At 73.7% G+C, this 14,378-nt stretch carries 15 protein-coding genes; 4 read left to right on the top strand and 11 right to left on the bottom strand.

The genetic code is table 11. The features are described 5' to 3' along the window. Window positions 1-92 precede the first annotated feature (92 nt). Window positions 93-773: a response regulator transcription factor gene (locus ACFYXU_RS35430; RefSeq protein ID WP_329853377.1), complete on the bottom strand. Its 681-nt coding sequence runs from the start codon at window positions 771-773 to the stop codon at window positions 93-95. Window positions 774-1,199: 426 nt separating this feature from the next. On the opposite strand from ACFYXU_RS35430, the gene ACFYXU_RS35425 reads away from it, so the two are divergent. Next, entirely contained in the window at window positions 1,200-2,720 is a 1,521-nt protein-coding gene (locus ACFYXU_RS35425) for a peptide MFS transporter (protein WP_376514924.1), read from the top strand. Between the two features lie 65 nt (window positions 2,721-2,785). Here the strand turns inward: ACFYXU_RS35425 and ACFYXU_RS35420 are convergent, their stop codons facing one another. The 6 genes from ACFYXU_RS35420 to ACFYXU_RS35395 form a co-directional block, all read right to left on the bottom strand. Then, window positions 2,786-4,249, bottom strand: coding sequence for a hypothetical protein (locus tag ACFYXU_RS35420; protein WP_389461671.1), 1,464 nt, complete (start codon window positions 4,247-4,249; stop codon window positions 2,786-2,788). Window positions 4,250-4,263: 14 nt separating this feature from the next. After that, window positions 4,264-5,322, bottom strand: coding sequence for a hypothetical protein (locus tag ACFYXU_RS35415; protein ID WP_389461669.1), 1,059 nt, complete (start codon window positions 5,320-5,322; stop codon window positions 4,264-4,266). Then, complete coding sequence (locus tag ACFYXU_RS35410; protein WP_389461667.1) at window positions 5,319-6,263, bottom strand: hypothetical protein; 945 nt, start codon at window positions 6,261-6,263, stop codon at window positions 5,319-5,321. Before ACFYXU_RS35410 ends, ACFYXU_RS35415 begins: the two co-directional genes overlap by 4 nt. Further along, complete coding sequence (locus ACFYXU_RS35405; protein WP_376514953.1) at window positions 6,263-6,964, bottom strand: peptidase; 702 nt, start codon at window positions 6,962-6,964, stop codon at window positions 6,263-6,265. The genes ACFYXU_RS35410 and ACFYXU_RS35405 overlap by 1 nt, the downstream gene beginning before the upstream one ends. Window positions 6,965-7,083: 119 nt before the next feature. Continuing rightward, window positions 7,084-7,503 (bottom strand): ATP-binding protein, encoded by a 420-nt coding sequence (locus ACFYXU_RS35400; RefSeq protein ID WP_376514932.1) that lies wholly within the window; start codon window positions 7,501-7,503, stop codon window positions 7,084-7,086. Window positions 7,504-7,580: 77 nt separating this feature from the next. After that, window positions 7,581-7,949 (bottom strand): STAS domain-containing protein, encoded by a 369-nt coding sequence (locus ACFYXU_RS35395; RefSeq protein WP_329853371.1) that lies wholly within the window; start codon window positions 7,947-7,949, stop codon window positions 7,581-7,583. 221 nt (window positions 7,950-8,170) lie between these two features. On the opposite strand from ACFYXU_RS35395, the gene ACFYXU_RS35390 reads away from it, so the two are divergent. The 3 genes from ACFYXU_RS35390 to ACFYXU_RS35380 all read left to right on the top strand — a co-directional run bounded on the left by ACFYXU_RS35390 (window position 8,171) and on the right by ACFYXU_RS35380 (window position 9,987). Further along, window positions 8,171-9,058 (top strand): RNA polymerase sigma factor SigF, encoded by an 888-nt coding sequence (locus tag ACFYXU_RS35390; protein ID WP_361395001.1) that lies wholly within the window; start codon window positions 8,171-8,173, stop codon window positions 9,056-9,058. Between the two features lie 180 nt (window positions 9,059-9,238). After that, window positions 9,239-9,640, top strand: coding sequence for a hypothetical protein (locus ACFYXU_RS35385; RefSeq protein WP_389408767.1), 402 nt, complete (start codon window positions 9,239-9,241; stop codon window positions 9,638-9,640). After that, a complete protein-coding gene (locus ACFYXU_RS35380) occupies window positions 9,637-9,987 on the top strand; it encodes a VOC family protein (RefSeq protein ID WP_361395065.1) in 351 nt (116 codons plus the stop codon). The genes ACFYXU_RS35385 and ACFYXU_RS35380 overlap by 4 nt, the downstream gene beginning before the upstream one ends. Here the strand turns inward: ACFYXU_RS35380 and ACFYXU_RS35375 are convergent. The 4 genes from ACFYXU_RS35375 to ACFYXU_RS35360 are packed head-to-tail and all read right to left on the bottom strand — an operon-like array spanning window position 9,962 to window position 14,378. Beyond that, window positions 9,962-10,585, bottom strand: a complete 624-nt coding sequence (locus ACFYXU_RS35375; protein ID WP_389408768.1) for an HD domain-containing protein — start codon at window positions 10,583-10,585, stop codon at window positions 9,962-9,964. The two genes, ACFYXU_RS35380 and ACFYXU_RS35375, sit on opposite strands and share 26 nt — an antisense overlap. A gap of 52 nt (window positions 10,586-10,637) precedes the next feature. Then, window positions 10,638-11,807 (bottom strand): imidazolonepropionase, encoded by a 1,170-nt coding sequence (gene hutI / locus ACFYXU_RS35370; RefSeq protein ID WP_361394990.1) that lies wholly within the window; start codon window positions 11,805-11,807, stop codon window positions 10,638-10,640. Window positions 11,808-11,850: 43 nt separating this feature from the next. Beyond that, window positions 11,851-13,191 carry a formimidoylglutamate deiminase gene (locus ACFYXU_RS35365; RefSeq protein ID WP_389461665.1) on the bottom strand — a complete coding sequence of 447 codons (1,341 nt, stop codon included), beginning with the start codon at window positions 13,189-13,191 and terminating at the stop codon, window positions 11,851-11,853. Next, window positions 13,182-14,378, bottom strand: a complete 1,197-nt coding sequence (locus ACFYXU_RS35360; protein ID WP_329853412.1) for an allantoate amidohydrolase — start codon at window positions 14,376-14,378, stop codon at window positions 13,182-13,184. Before ACFYXU_RS35360 ends, ACFYXU_RS35365 begins: the two co-directional genes overlap by 10 nt.

Below are 14,378 nucleotides of genomic sequence, written 5' to 3'. Positions count from 1 at the left end.
CTGCCGGAGGGGCTCAGGGGTTCAGGGCACACCGGCGGCCGGCCGCGGCGGCGCGCCGCCCGTGCGTCCCGTGTCCGCCCCGGCGGCGGCGCTCAGCTCTTCTCGAAGCGGAAGCCGACTCCCCGGACCGTCGCGATGTAGCGGGGGTTCGCCGCGTCGTCGCCGAGCTTCTTGCGGAGCCAGGAGATGTGCATGTCGAGGGTCTTGGTGGAGGACCACCAGGTGGTGTCCCAGACCTCGCGCATCAGCTGGTCACGGGTGACGACCCGGCCCGCGTCCCGGACCAGGACCCGCAGCAGGTCGAACTCCTTCGCGGTGAGCTGGAGCTCCTCGTCGCCCATCCAGGCCCGGTGGGACTCGACGTCGATCCGGACGCCGTGGGTCGCCGGGGCGGCGGCGGGCTCGGTGGTGGAGCCGCGCCGGAGCAGGGCCCGGACCCGGGCGAGGAGCTCGGCGAGCCGGAAGGGCTTGGTGACGTAGTCGTCGGCGCCCGCGTCGAGCCCGACGACGGTGTCGACCTCGTCCGCACGGGCGGTGAGGACCAGGATCGGTACCGTGTGGCCCTCGGCGCGCAGCCTGCGGGCGACCTCGAGGCCGTCCATGCCGGGCAGGCCCAGGTCGAGCACGACCAGGTCGATCCCGCCCTGGAGTCCGGCGTCGAGGGCGGTGGGGCCGTCCTCACGCACCTCGACCTCGTATCCCTCTCTCCGCAGGGCGCGGGCCAGCGGTTCCGAGATGGATGCGTCGTCCTCGGCGAGCAGTACACGGGTCATGGGGTGATGGTAGTCGGCACGGCGCCCGGGCCGGGGCGGGATCCGGAGGGCCTGTGCACCCCCTGCGGATCTTGTGGCCATCCTGCACATGACCTTCGAATGACCTTGCGCGGTTGCACACACGCCTGTGATCCATCTCTCAAGTCCTTCCATATGCGGCACTGTCGTGTCGTATGGTGGCGAGACGTCAGTAGCGGTAATCGGGGACCTTTGGCCAGCTTCGCGCGCCAAGGTCCTCTTTCTGCGTGAGGTCGGCTCCGCCGAACCTTGAGACGGTGAATGACCTGTGGGCCGGGTCCCGGGACGCGACGACGCATCTCCCGGGGCGTGGATCCCGGTGGAGTTCCAACACTCCGCCGGTGCCGGCCTCCCCCACCGGGCGCATCACGCTCACAAGGCGTGCGTCCCGACAGAGCAAGGATCGACATGGCGTCCAGCCTGACGACGGCTTCGTCCGGAACTTCTGGTTCCGAGAAGACGTTCTTCGGCCACCCCCGTGGTCTGGCCACCCTCTTCATGACCGAGATGTGGGAGCGCTTCTCCTACTACGGCATGCGGGCCCTTCTCGTTCTGTACCTGGTCTCCGGCGGCGCGGACGCGGCGACCGGCAGCCAGGGTGGCGGCCTCGCCATGACGGCGGCCACGGCGACGGCCATCTACTCGGTGTACGTCTCGATGGTCTACCTGATGGCCATGCCCGGCGGCTGGTTCGGCGACCGCGTCTGGGGCGCCCGCAAGACCGTCGCCATCGCCGGTTTCGTGATCATGGCCGGTCACGCCTCGCTGGCCATCCCCGGCCAGGCGATGTTCTTCGTCGGTCTGGCGCTCGTCGCCGCCGGTTCCGGTCTGCTCAAGGCCAACATCTCCACGATGGTCGGCCACCTCTACGACGGCCCGGACGACCCGCGCCGTGACGGTGGCTTCACGCTCTTCTACGTCGGCATCAACCTCGGTGCCTTCGTGGCGCCGTTCGTGGTCGGCACCGTCGGCGAGAAGGTCAACTGGCACCTCGGCTTCGCGCTCGCCGCGCTGGGCATGGGCCTCGGTCTGGTCCAGTTCCTGTTCGGCACGAAGCACCTCAGCGCGAAGAGCAACGTCGTCCCGAACCCGCTCAGCCCGGCCGAGCGCAAGTCCCTCCTGGTCAAGGTCGCCCTCGTGGCCGTCCTCGCCGCCGTCTTCTACGGCGTCGTCGTCGGCCTCGGCATGTACACCCTGAACTGGGCGCTCGTCCCGATCACCCTCGCCGGTCTGATCATCCCGGTCGCCGTCCTCGTCCGCATCAAGCGCGACAAGGACCTCGACAAGACCGAGCAGTCGAAGATGACCGGCTACATATGGTTCTTCGTCGCCGCCGCCGTCTTCTGGATGATCTACGACCAGGGTGGCTCGACCCTGTCGCTGTTCGCCGACGACAAGACCGCGTCCACGGTCTTCGGCTTCGGCTTCCCGGCCACCTGGTACCAGTCGCTGAACCCGCTCTTCGTCATGGCGCTGGCCCCGGTCTTCGCCTGGCTGTGGCTGTGGCTGGCCCGCAAGAACCAGGAGCCGAACACCGTCGTGAAGTTCGCGATGGGTCTCGTCCTGGTCGGCGCGTCCTTCTTCGTCTTCATCGTCCCGATGAACATGGCGGGCGACGGCACCAAGGTCTCCCCGATGTGGCTGGTCACGATCTACATGATCCAGACCATCGGTGAGCTGTGCCTCTCCCCGGTCGGCCTCTCCGTCACCACGAAGATGGCACCGCAGAAGTACGCCTCGCAGATGATGGGCGTCTGGTTCCTCGCCGTCACCGCCGGTGACTGCACCACGGGTCTGCTGTCGCTGGCCGGTGTGGACCTGAACGGGACGGGGATCATCGCGATGCAGGCCGCCCTGGCCGTCCTCGCGGGCTTCGCGATCTACATGTACCGCAAGAAGGTCCAGGGCCTCATGGGCAGCGTCCACTGACCCGCCCCGCTTGTACGGCCGAAGGCCGCCGCACCGCTCCGGTGCGGCGGCCTTCGGCCGTTCCCTCAGCGCCTGAGCCGGGCCCAGGGGGTGAAGGTGAAGACCGCGCCGCCGACCAGGATCACCGTGCCCGCGACGAGGGCGAGGGCGCGCAGGGCGCCGTCGTTCCCGCCGCCGGTGTGGGCGAGGCTCCCGCCGTCGGTGCCGGCGGAGCCGGAGCCCGACCCGGCGGCCGCGGCCGTGCCGCCGTCGTCACCGCCGCCGGAGACACCGCCGTCCTGCTTGCTGGTGTCCAGTTCGAGGGAGGCCTTCACGGCGTTCTTGACCTTGCAGGGGATCTCCATCTTCACGGAGCCGAGGCTGACCTTGATGGTGAGCGTGCCGGGGCTGAGCGTGGAGGTACCGGTCGCGCCGGGCCGGTAGGTGCCCTTCATGTCCTCCAGGCTGACCGGGGCGTCCATGGCGAGGGCCTCGGGGTTGGCCGCGCCGGTGACCGTCACCGTGCCCTTGTCGGCCCCTCCGACCGTCACCGCCATGGAGGGCTTCAGGGCCCCCGCCGGCAGGGCGGCCGGGCTCTTCATGACGCCCTTGGCGGTCTTGACCGTCAGGTCGTAGACCTCGCCGTTCCTCTTCGCGTTGATCGTGACCTTGGAGTCGATCGCCGGGGGGCCGGGGCTCGTGCAGGCGAAGGCGACGGCGACCTCCTTGCCGGGGAAGTCGGTCGGTCCGCCGCCGGTGCCGCCGGAGCTTCCGCCGGTGGAACCCGTACCGCCGGAGCCGGAGGATCCGCCGGACGCGGTGGTGCCGCCGGACGTGGTGCCGCCCGAGGCCGTGGTGCCGCCCGCCGTGGTCGTCGTACCGCCGGAAGTCGTACCGCCACCGGACGTGGTCGTCCCGCCGGAGGTCGTCGAACCGCCCGTGGTCGTCCCGCCCGAGGCCGTACCGCCGCCGGACGTGGTCCCGCCGGAGGTCGTCGAGCCGCCCGAGGTCGTCCCCCCTCCCCCGTCCGTGACCTTGATCGTCGCGCCGGCCGGCACCATCGCCTTCGGGGAACACTTGGTGTCCGTGGACAGGGGCTTGGAGACGTTGATCGTGTACTTGCCGGGCGTCAGCGTGACCTCGCCCGCCTTGTCCAGCTTCAGCTTCCCCTTCATCTCCGGAAGGACCATCGGGCTGTTCTTGGGGATCGGCGGGTTCTGCCGCGGCCCCTCCATCGCGACGGTCCCGCTCCCCGCGCCGCCCACGGTGAGGGTGCCGGTCGGCTTCACCGTGTCCTGGCCGAGGTCGAGCACGTCGGGGTTCTTCGAGGCGGCCTGGACCGTCTTCCAGACGATCTCGACCTCGTCGCCGACCTTGGCCTCCGCGGGTGCGGTGATCAGCACCTTCGTCGTGCCCTGCACGGGCGGAAGGCCCGAGATCGGCGGCGGGACGCACTCCGTCGCGTAACTGATCTCGGCGGCCTGGGCGGGGCCGGCGGCATACAGGATCCCCGCGCCGCCGAGCATCAGCGCGACCCCGGCCGCGCTCATCCTCCGTTGCGTACTCACGCATGTCCCTTCGTCGTCGGGCTGCTGCTCTCTGGCGCTGACGGTGCGGAGTCAGGGCTGAACCACGGCAGGGCCGCGGTCGTCTCGCCGTCCCCCGGAGCGGGGGCGGAAGCGGGTGTACGGGCGGGGGCGCGCCGACGCGGGCGCGGCACCGGCCGGGTCCTGGGGGCGCGCGCCCGGCCGGGTCCGGACGAGGGCCGCGCGCGGTCGACCACGGCCATGCCGATCCGGAAGAGCGCGGCCGGCACCACGACGGCGAGGAGCATCCAGAAGAGCGTCACGCCCCAGGGCCTGCCGACCCCCCACGGCTGCTCGACGAGGACCTTGCCCGCGTACGTCACGGAGACCTGGTAGTCGCCGTGCGCGCCGGCCGTGAGCTCGGCGGGCAGGCGGATCAGGGCCTTCCTGCCGGGCTCGATCGTGCCGCGCCAGGGGCGTTCCTCGTACTGGGGCGCGAAGACGCCGTGGCTGGTGCCGACCCGGAAGACGGGGTCCTTGACGGCGGTCGGGCCGAGGTTGCCGACGGTGAAGACGACCTCGCGGCGCGCGGGCGCCCCGAACCAGACGAGCACGCCGCTGGAGCCGTCGAGCCGGACGGCGGCGAGGACGGCGAGGCGGCCGTCGCCGGAGGCATCCGGGAGCGGGGCGGTGGGGTGCCCGGCGACCGTGAACGCCTTGTCGACGGCGTCCTGCTGCCCGGTGACCCCGGCGACGTGCACCACGCACGGGCAGGGCTTGGGCGGTTCGGTGACGGGCAGTTTCGCGCTGAAGGCCCCCCTGCGGTCGACGGTCGCCGCGCGGCCCTCGGGGTTGGCGCAGGAGTTGGTGCCGCCGATGACGCCCTTGCCGGGGGCGCCCTGACCGCAGATCAGGAGCATGAGCAGCGCGCCGGGTTTCCAGCCGCTGCCGCTGACGGTGATCTCCCCGCCCTTGCCGCCCTCGGTCTTCGACAGCTCGACCACGGGCCCCGGCGCGGCCGTGGCCGCGGGGGCGGTGGGCAGCAGGACGAGGGCGAGGGCGGCGAGGAGGGCGGCGGCCGTACGGATCGTCCTCATGGTGTCGCTCCCGCCGGGGCTCGCTGGGTACGGGACGCGGTCCGCCGCCGCGCCGTCCACCCGGCGGCGCCCGCGGCCGCCAGGAGCAGCCCGGCGGCGCCGGTGAGCGCGGGGCCCGAGGCGAAGGCGGCCTCGGCGCGGGCGGTGGCGGGGGCGGCGCCCGGTGCGGTGGCCGTCAGCCGGACGGTGACGGAGTCGAGGGCGGGCGGGTCGGGCCAGGGTTCGGTCCTGGTGACCCGCTCGCCGGGGCGCAGGGTGAGCGGGAGGGCGCGGGCCGGCCGGTCGAGGACGGTGCCGAGGAGGCCCTCGGCGCGGACGGCGAGGTGCGGGGCGAGGACCGTGCTGCCCCGGTTGACCAGGGTGTAGCGGAGGGCGCCGGTGGCGGCGTCGACGCGCACGTCCTCGACGGTGAGCGCGGCGAGGCGCGGTCCGCTGACCCGCAGCCGCAGGTCGACGCGGACCTCCCGGCCGGCCGCCGCGGCCCGGACGGTGCCGCGGTGGTCGCCGGGCGGGGTGTCCGCGGTGACGGTCACGGCGAAGGGCACGTCGGCCCGGGTCCTGGCGGGCACGGTCACGGTCGGCGCGGCGAAGGACACCGGGGCGCCCTGCCCGGAGAGGCGGACGGTGAGCGGGGCGGTGCCGGGGTTGGTGACGGAGAGGGTGTCCTGGAGGACGCTGCCGGCCGGGCCCTCCAGATAGGCGTACGGCCGTCCGGCGGCGGGTGCGGCCGTCCAGTCGCGGGCGGCGGCGGGGGCGGCCGTCCCGTCGCGTCCGGCGGCGTGCGCGGCCGTCCCGTCGCGTCCGGCGGCGGGGGGCGCCGCCGCGACCGCGCCGAGGAGGGCCGTCGCGGCGGCCAGGAGCCCGGAGCGGGCCGCCCGGCGCCGTCCGCGCCGGGCGGGGGATGCCGTCCCGCGCGCGCCCGGGCGGTCCGCCGTCCGCATCAGCGAGCCGTGCGCCGCGTGAGCCAGAGGACTCCGGCGGCGCCGGTCAGCAGGACGGTGCCGCCGAGGGTGCCGAGCGCCACGGCGGAGTCGAGCGGCCCGGTCTTGGGGAGCTGCTCGTCGCCGGAGCCGCCGCCGGAGCCGCCGTCGTCGGCGGCGGGCGGGGGCGCGTCGGAGCCGCCCGAGACGCCCGTGACCTGGAGCTCCAGCGAGGGCTTGGGGTTGTTCTTCGGGGTGCAGACGGCCGCGTCCATGCCGAGGGCGTGCACGGTGAGGACGCCCGCCGTGAAGGTGACCTTGCCGTTCTTCTTCGGGGTGAACGTGCCGGTCAGCGTGCCGATGCTGATGGGGGTGTCGGGCGGGATGGCGGCCGTGTTCGGCTTCCCGGTGACCTTGACCCGGCCGCTCGCGTCGCCGCCGAGGACGAGCTCGGCGCGGGGGGTCATGACGCCCTTGGGGAGCTCCACCGGGCTGTCGGAGACGCCCTTCTCGAACGACATGGTGATCGTGTAGCCGCTGCCGCTCCTGACGGCCTTGATGTCGACGGGCGAGACGGCGCTCTTGGGCCCGATCTTCGTCTCGCAGGCGTAGTTCACGTCGACGACGGCCGCCTGGGCGGCCGGTGCGCCGGCCAGTACGGCCGCGCCCGCCACCGCGACCGCGGCCGTGAGCGCGGCGGTCGTTCTCCTCCGGTTCGGCACCTTGGACACCCCGAGCACCCCTCACCGCGACATAACTGACGGTCTTTCAGATTGGGCGTCAAGGTACGCCCGAGACCTTGCGGAGGGAAGGCAGGGGAGCCAGTGGACTTGTGAAGGTCCTATGCCGGTGCGGCCAGTTCGGCCCAGACGGTCTTGCCCGGGGCCCCGGGGGTGCGGTCGATGCCCCAGTCGAGGCAGAGCCGCTGCACGATGAACATGCCGTGTCCGCCCGGGCGTCCGGAGCGGTGGGGGGTGCGCGGCGCGGGCTGGCCGGCGCCGCGGTCGGTGACTTCGAGGCGCAGCGTGGTGGGCGTGCGCAGGACGCGCAGCCGCTCGGCGCCCTCGGCGTGCAGGCAGGCGTTGGTGACGAGCTCGGAGACGACGAGCAGGACGTCCTCGGCGGCGGCCCTGCGGTCGGCGGTGGCGGCCGGCAGCCAGCCCCACTCGTGGAGGGCGGACCGCGTGAAGTCGCGCGCGAGCGGCACCGTGCCGCTGGCCTCTCCGAGGGCGAGCGTACGGACGTCGGAAGCCTGGTCCATCAACGCTTCACCTCACCGATCGACAGGACAGAGGGACAGGACGTGCGGGCGGAGCCGCGGGGTGTATGACGTCGGTCTCAGCCGGGGAGCGCCGTGTCGAGCGAGGCGTGGACGGTGAAGACGGCGTCCGCGCCCGTGATGTGGAACACCCGGGCCACCGCGGGCCGCATCCCCACCAGATGGACACCGCCGCCGGCGGCGTCCGCCCGCAGCCGGGCGCCCAGGAGCACGTTGAGCCCGGTCGAGTCGCAGAACTCCAGGCCGGAGCAGTCGACGACCAGCCGCGCCGTGCCCGCGTCGAGGGCGGCGTCCAGCGGAGTGCGCAGGATTTCCGCGGTGTGGTGATCGAGCTCACCCGCGGGCGTGAGGAGGGCGCTCCCGGCCACGTCCCGCACCTCGACCCGCAGGCGCGCGGGCTGCGCGCTGCCGATGTGTTCGCGGTCCATGGCCTTGCCTCTTCTCGCTCTCGCGGTGCCGACTGACGTGCCCCCGAACACTACAAGTGGGGACCCCTTCGATGCACATGAGGGGGTCCACAAACCGACACGAAACGGATTATTGCCACTTGCAACCATCGGGGTGAAACCGGTAGGCCTAGAAGAGAACGTCCGACCGACCGGCTTTGGAGGCGCCGCAAACCGCAGCGAGAAGCACCCGAAGGAGACCCATGTCACCCCGGCTCGACGCCCCGCGTACCCCCGACGCGCCGTCGGCAGCACTCCCCCACCCCCCTGTCGTCGACCTGCCCGACCGACTGCACGACACGCCGCTCGACCGGATCGGACCGGTCGACGCCCGCGCGCTGTCGAAGGAGCTCTTCGCCCGGCTCTCCGAGCTGGAGGAGGGCACGCACGAGCACGCGTACGTCCGCAACACGCTCGTCGAACTCAACCTCGCCCTGGTCCGCTTCGCCGCCGCCCGGTTCGGCACCCGCAGCGAACCGATGGAGGACATCGTCCAGGTCGGCACCATCGGCCTCATCAAGGCGATCGACCGCTTCGAACTCTCCCGAGGCGTCGAGTTCCCGACCTTCGCGATGCCGACGATCATCGGCGAGATCAAGCGCTTCTTCCGCGACACCTCGTGGTCCGTCCACGTGCCCCGCAGGCTCCAGGAGCTCCGGCTCGACCTCGCCCGGGCCGGTGACGCGCTCGCCCAGCGCCTCGACCGCGCCCCGACCGTCGCCGAACTCGCCGAGGAGCTCGGCATCGCGCCGGAGGAGGTCGTCGAGGGCATGGCCGCGAGCAACGCCTACACCGCGACCTCCCTCGACGCCCAGCCCGACGAGGAGGACGGCGCCGGCGGCGAGGCCACGCTCGCCGACCGCCTCGGCTACGAGGACCACGGACTCACCGGGATCGAGTACATCGCCTCCCTCAAGCCGATGATCGCCTCGCTGCCCTCCCGCGAGCGCCTGATCCTCTCCCTGCGCTTCGTCACCGGCCTGACCCAGTCGGAGATCGGCGCGGAACTCGGCATCTCGCAGATGCACGTCTCCCGGCTGCTCACCCGCACCCTCGGCCGACTGCGCCGGGGGCTGACGCTGGAGGAGTGACCCCGGCCGGCGCCCCGCGCCGCCGGAGACTCCCCGGGCCCGTCCACGCTCTGCCGACCGTGGGCGGGCCCTTCCGTGTGCCGCGCCCCGAAACCCGGTGGCCGCCTCGGTGCCGCCGCCGCTACCGTCCGTTCCCCCAGGGGCCGCACCGGTGGCCTCCCCGGCGGAGAGCGCCTCGTGATGACCAGCGGCACCCGCACGACGACGACCCTGTGGCGCCCCACCGGCCCCGCCGAGCTGGAGCTCGTCCGGGAGTCGGGATGGCGCGCCTGGCCGCCCCGGCTGCCGGAGCAGCCGATCTTCTACCCGGTCCTCGACGAGGAGTACGCGGTGCGGATCGCGCGCGACTGGAACGTGAAGCACGACGGCGCCGGGTACGTCACCCGCTTCGAGGTCGACACGGAGTTCCTCCGCAGGTACCCGGTCCGGCAGGCGGGCGGGCGCACGATCCTGGAGCTGTGGGTGCCGGCCGAGGAGCTGGACGCGTTCAACGCGCACATCGTCGGCGAGATCGAGGTCGTGCACGCGTTCCGCCGGCCCGTACCGGGCAAGGTGGGGGCATGGAGTCACGCAACCCGATGAACGTCCGCCGCGCCGTCGCCAATCTCCGGACCGACGCCCCGGCCGAGAACCGCGCCTTCTACGGCCTGCTCGGCTTCGAGGAGGTCATGAACCACGGCTGGATCACCACCCTCGCCTCCCCGTCCGCCCCGACCGCCCAGATCAGCCTGATGTCCGAGGACCTCACGGCCCCCGTCGTCCCCGACCTGAGCGTGGAGGTCGAGGACGTCGACGCGGCGTACGAGACGGTCCGCGCGTCCGGCGCGGAGATCGTCCACCCCCTGACCGACGAGCCCTGGGGCGTCCGGCGCTTCTTCGCCCGGGACCCGGACGGCCGCGTGGTCAACGTCCTGGGCCACCGGGGCTGACGGGGGCGACGGGGAACGACGCCTGGAAGGCGAGCCGCGCGTCGGCCCCGGCGCCGAGGCCTTCGAGCAGCTCGTCGAGGGCGAGGAACTCCTCCCACCGCGGCCGGCCGGTCGCCTCCGTGATCCGGGCGAGGACCAGGTCCTCCAGCTCGGGGACCCGCTTGTTCTTCCACACCTTGTCCGCCGTGCTCACCAGGAGGTCCTCCAGGGTCACTCCGGGGGCCGTCCAGGTGGCGTGGGTGGCCGCGAAGCGTGCCCACCCGGGCGGGAAGCCGTGGGCCGCCAGGAGCACGCTGCCGGCCTCCTCGTGACGGGAGCCGGGGCCGGAGAGCTCGTCGGGGTGCGCGGCCTTGCCGATGTCGTGGGTCGCCGCCCCGAAGAGGACCGCCTCCCGGTCGATTCCGAGGCCGGGATGGCGGTCCTCCGCCCAGGCGACCAGCCGGCGGGCCACGTCGTGGACCGCGCGCAGGTGGGCGGCGAGCCGGGGCGGGGCGCCGAGACGCCGCAGGAGGTCCGCGACGGCCGGCGGGAGCGGGGCGAGCGGCGGGTCGGAGGGGGCGTGCAGCGCGCGGTCGAGCGCGTCGGGCGGCGTGGGCATCCCGCCACGCTACGGGACGCGCCGCTCGCTCTCCCCGGGAGCTGAGGGTCCCTCAGACCACCCGTACGCCCTTGCGCCAGACCTCGGCGATCAGGGGGACGCCGGGGCGGTAGGCCAGGTGGACGTGCGAGGGCGCGTCCAGGACGACGAGGTCGGCGCGGGCGCCGGTGCTCAGGCGGCCCACGTCGGTGCGGCGCAGGGCGGCGGCGCCGCCCGCGGTGGCGGACCAGAGGGCCTCGTCCGGGGTCATCAGCATGTCGCGGACGGCGAGGGCGACGCAGAAGGACATCGAGGAGGTGAACGAGGAGCCCGGGTTGCAGTCCGTGGACAGGGCGACGGTGACGCCCGCGTCGATCAGCCTGCGGGCGTCCGGCCAGGTGGCCCGGGTGGAGAACTCGGCGCCGGGCAGCAGGGTCGCGACCGTGTTTCCCTGCGCGAGGGCGTCGACGTCGGCGTCGGTGAGGTGGGTGCAGTGGTCGGCGCTCGCCGCGTCCAGTTCGACGGCGAGCTGGACGCCGGGGCCGTACGAGAGCTGGTTGGCGTGGACCCGGGCCTGGAGGCCCTTCGCCTGGCCGGCCGTCAGGATCGCGCGGGCCTGGTCGCCGTCGAAGGCGCCCTTCTCGCAGAAGACGTCGACCCAGCGGGCGTACGGGGCACAGGCGTCCAGCATCGGGCCGGTGACCAGGTCCACGTATCCGGCGGGGTCGTCGGCGTAGTCCGGGGAGACGATGTGCGCGCCGAGGTAGGTGACCTCGTCGGTGTGCTCGGCGGCGATGCGCAGGGCGCGGGCCTCGTCCTCGACGGTGAGGCCGTAGCCGGACTTGGTCTCGAAGGTGGTGGTGCCCTGGCGCAGCGCCTCCCACATGTAGCGGGCGACGTTGGCGGACAGCTCGGCGTCGCTCGCCGCGCGCGTCGCGGCGACGGTCGTGCGGATGCCGCCCGCCCGGTAGGGCTGCCCCGACATGCGGGCGTTGAACTCGGCGGTGCGGTCGCCCGCGAAGACGAGGTGGGAGTGGGAGTCGACGAAGCCGGGGACGACGGCCCGTCCGGCTGCGTCGGTGGCGGTGTCGGCGGCCGGGGCCTGGGCGGCGGGGCCCGCCCAGGCGACCGTGCCGCCATCCAGGACGAGGGCGGCGTCCGTGATCAGGCCGAGGGGTCCCGCGCCGAGGCCGGGGTCGTTGGTGACCAGGCTGCCGATGTTCGTGATGAGCGTCGTCGTCATGGTGCTCTTCCGTGGAGGGGCGGGCGGTGCGGGCGGGTGCGGCTCAGCTTCTGAGCGCGGCGATCGCGGTCGCGAGCGCCTCGCCGGTGTCCGGTACGGAGACGTGGGCGCCGTCCCGCACGACGGTCCGGCCGCCCACCACCACGTGGCGCACGTCCGCCGCCGTCGCCGCGAAGACCGCCGTCTCCGCTCCCAGGCGCGCCGCCGGGCCCGCGGTGCGGACCGAGTCCAGGGTGATCGTGGCGAAGTCGGCCGGGGCGCCCGGCTCCAGGACGCCCGCGTCGGGCCGGCCGAGGGCCGCGTGGCCGTCGGCGGTGGCCGCGCGCAGGAGCGCGGCGGCCGTCCAGTGGCCCCGGGTGCGGGTCCGCAGGCGCTCGTTCAGCTCCATCGCCCGCGCCTCTTCGAGGAGGTCGACGACGGCGTGGCTGTCGCTGCCCAGGGAGAGCGGCGAGCCGGCGCGCTGGAGGGCGACGGCGGGGCCGATGCCGTCCGCGAGGTCCCGTTCGGTCGTCGGGCACATGCAGGTGCCGGTGGCGGACCCGCCGATGAGCGCGATGTCCTCGTCCGTCAGGTGGGTGTTGTGGACGCCCGTGGTGCGCGGGCCGAGGACGCCGTGCTCCGCGAGGAGCCGCGTCGGGGTCATGCCGTGGGCCGCGAGGCAGGCCTCGTTCTCCGCGGTCTGCTCGGAGAGGTGGACGTGCAGCGGGGCCTGACGGTCCTGGGCCCAGCGGGCCACGGTGGACAGCTGGTCGGCGGGGACGGCGCGGACGGAGTGGATCGCGGCGCCGATCCGTACGGTGTCGCTCTCCTTGAGCGCCGAGACGCGCTCGGCCCACCGCTCGGCGGTGCCGTCGGTGAAGCGGAGCTGGTGCCGCTCGGGCGCGGCGCCGAAGCCGGAGGAGAGGTACGCGGTGTCGAGGAGGGTGATGCGGATGCCCGCCTCGCCGGCCGCCGCGATCAGCGCCTCGCCCATGGCGTTGGGGTCGTCGTAGCGGTCGCCGCCGGGCGCGTGGTGCAGGTAGTGGAACTCGCCGACGGCGGTGACGCCCGCGAGCGCCATCTCGGCGTACACCGCGCGGGCGAGGGTGAAGTAGCTGTCGGGGGTGAGGCGCTGGGCGACGGTGTACATGATCTCGCGCCAGGTCCAGAAGGTGCCGGAGCCGACCTGGACGGTGCCGCGCAGCGCGCGGTGGAAGGCGTGCGAGTGGGCGTTGGCGAGTCCGGGGATCGTCAGGCCGCGCAGGACGACGGCGCCCGGCGGGGGCGTCTCCACCCCGGTGCGGACGGCCACGATGCGGCCGTCGGCGGACACGTCGAGGGCCGTGCCCGGCTCGACGTTCGTGTCGAGCCAGGCGTGTTCCAGCCAGTACGTCGTCAGCGGCACGCCAGCTCCTCCAGTACGTCGGCGAGTGCGAGGACCCCGGCCACGCAGTCGTCCTCGGCCGCGGTCTCGGCCGGGGAGTGCGAGACCCCGGTGGGGTTGCGTACGAACAGCATGGCGGTCGGGATCGACTCGGACAGGATGCCCGCGTCGTGTCCCGCTCCGGTGCCGAGGACCGGGACCTCGCCCGAGGTGCCGAGGATCCGGGAGAGCTCGTCGCGCAGGGCGTGCGAGAAGTCGACGACCGGGGTGTAGGACTCCTGGACGACGGCGAGGTCGATGCCGTGGCGCTCGGCGTACTCGCGCGCCGCCGTCTCGACCCCCGCGACGACCTTGTCCAGGGAGCCCTGGTCGGCGGCGCGGGCGTCGAGCCAGCCGCGGACCATGGACGGGATGGCGTTGACGCCGTTGGGCTCGACCGCGATCTTGCCGAAGGTGGCGACGGCGCCCGCGAGTTCGGCCTCGCGGCGGGCGGCGAGGACGGTCTCGGCGTAGGTGAGCATCGGGTCGCGGCGGTCGACGAGCCGGGTGGTACCCGCGTGGTTGGCCTCGCCGGCGAAGTCGTACCGCCAGCGGCCGTGCGGCCAGATGGCGGAGGCGATGCCGACGGCGTCCCCGGAGAGGTCCAGGGCGCGGCCCTGCTCGACGTGGAGCTCGACGAACGCGCCGATGCGGGCGAGCCGCTCGGGGTCGGGGCCGATCGTCTCCGGGTCGTACCCGGCGGCCTCCATGGCCCGCGGGAGGGTGATCCCGTCGGCGTCGCGGAGCTCGTACGCGGCTTCCTTCGTCAGCCGTCCGGCGGTGAGGCGGGAGCCGACGCAGGCCAGGCCGAAGCGGGCTCCCTCCTCGTCGCCGAAGTTGACGATGGCGAGGGGCCGCCGGAAGGAGGCGCCGCGGGCGCGGAGCTCGTCGAGGGCGGCGAAGGCGGACACGACGCCGAGGGGGCCGTCGAAGGCGCCGCCGTCGGGGACGGAGTCCAGGTGGGAGCCGGTGACGACGGCGTCGCCCGCGGTGGGGTCGCCGAGCCAGGCCCACTGGTTGCCGTTGCGGTCGGTCTCGACGTCCAGGCGGCGGGCCTCGGCCTGCATCCGGAACCACAGCCGGCAGTCGGCGTCGGCCCCGGTCCAGGCGTAGCGGCGGTAGCCGCCGGAGGCGGCGTCGCGGCCGATGGGCCGCAACGACCGCCACAT

Source organism: Streptomyces sp. NPDC002232, assembly GCF_042890295.1.
In the GTDB taxonomy this organism is placed as follows: Bacteria; Actinomycetota; Actinomycetes; order Streptomycetales; family Streptomycetaceae; genus Streptomyces.
The sequence above is the reverse complement of the archived record's forward strand: the minus strand, read 5'-3'. Positions and strand labels throughout refer to the sequence as shown.

Coding starts and splice junctions, on each gene's coding strand:
- ACFYXU_RS35430 (WP_329853377.1), bottom strand. CDS start 773: ATGACCCGTGTACTGCTCGCCGAGGACGACGCATCCATCTCGGAACCG.
- ACFYXU_RS35425 (WP_376514924.1), top strand. CDS start 1,200: ATGGCGTCCAGCCTGACGACGGCTTCGTCCGGAACTTCTGGTTCCGAG.
- ACFYXU_RS35420 (WP_389461671.1), bottom strand. CDS start 4,249: ATGAGCGCGGCCGGGGTCGCGCTGATGCTCGGCGGCGCGGGGATCCTG.
- ACFYXU_RS35415 (WP_389461669.1), bottom strand. CDS start 5,322: ATGAGGACGATCCGTACGGCCGCCGCCCTCCTCGCCGCCCTCGCCCTC.
- ACFYXU_RS35410 (WP_389461667.1), bottom strand. CDS start 6,263: ATGCGGACGGCGGACCGCCCGGGCGCGCGCGGGACGGCATCCCCCGCC.
- ACFYXU_RS35400 (WP_376514932.1), bottom strand. CDS start 7,503: ATGGACCAGGCTTCCGACGTCCGTACGCTCGCCCTCGGAGAGGCCAGC.
- ACFYXU_RS35395 (WP_329853371.1), bottom strand. CDS start 7,949: ATGGACCGCGAACACATCGGCAGCGCGCAGCCCGCGCGCCTGCGGGTC.
- ACFYXU_RS35390 (WP_361395001.1), top strand. CDS start 8,171: ATGTCACCCCGGCTCGACGCCCCGCGTACCCCCGACGCGCCGTCGGCA.
- ACFYXU_RS35385 (WP_389408767.1), top strand. CDS start 9,239: ATGACCAGCGGCACCCGCACGACGACGACCCTGTGGCGCCCCACCGGC.
- ACFYXU_RS35380 (WP_361395065.1), top strand. CDS start 9,637: ATGAACGTCCGCCGCGCCGTCGCCAATCTCCGGACCGACGCCCCGGCC.
- ACFYXU_RS35375 (WP_389408768.1), bottom strand. CDS start 10,585: ATGCCCACGCCGCCCGACGCGCTCGACCGCGCGCTGCACGCCCCCTCC.
- hutI (WP_361394990.1), bottom strand. CDS start 11,807: ATGACGACGACGCTCATCACGAACATCGGCAGCCTGGTCACCAACGAC.
- ACFYXU_RS35360 (WP_329853412.1), bottom strand. CDS start 14,378: ATGTGGCGGTCGTTGCGGCCCATCGGCCGCGACGCCGCCTCCGGCGGC.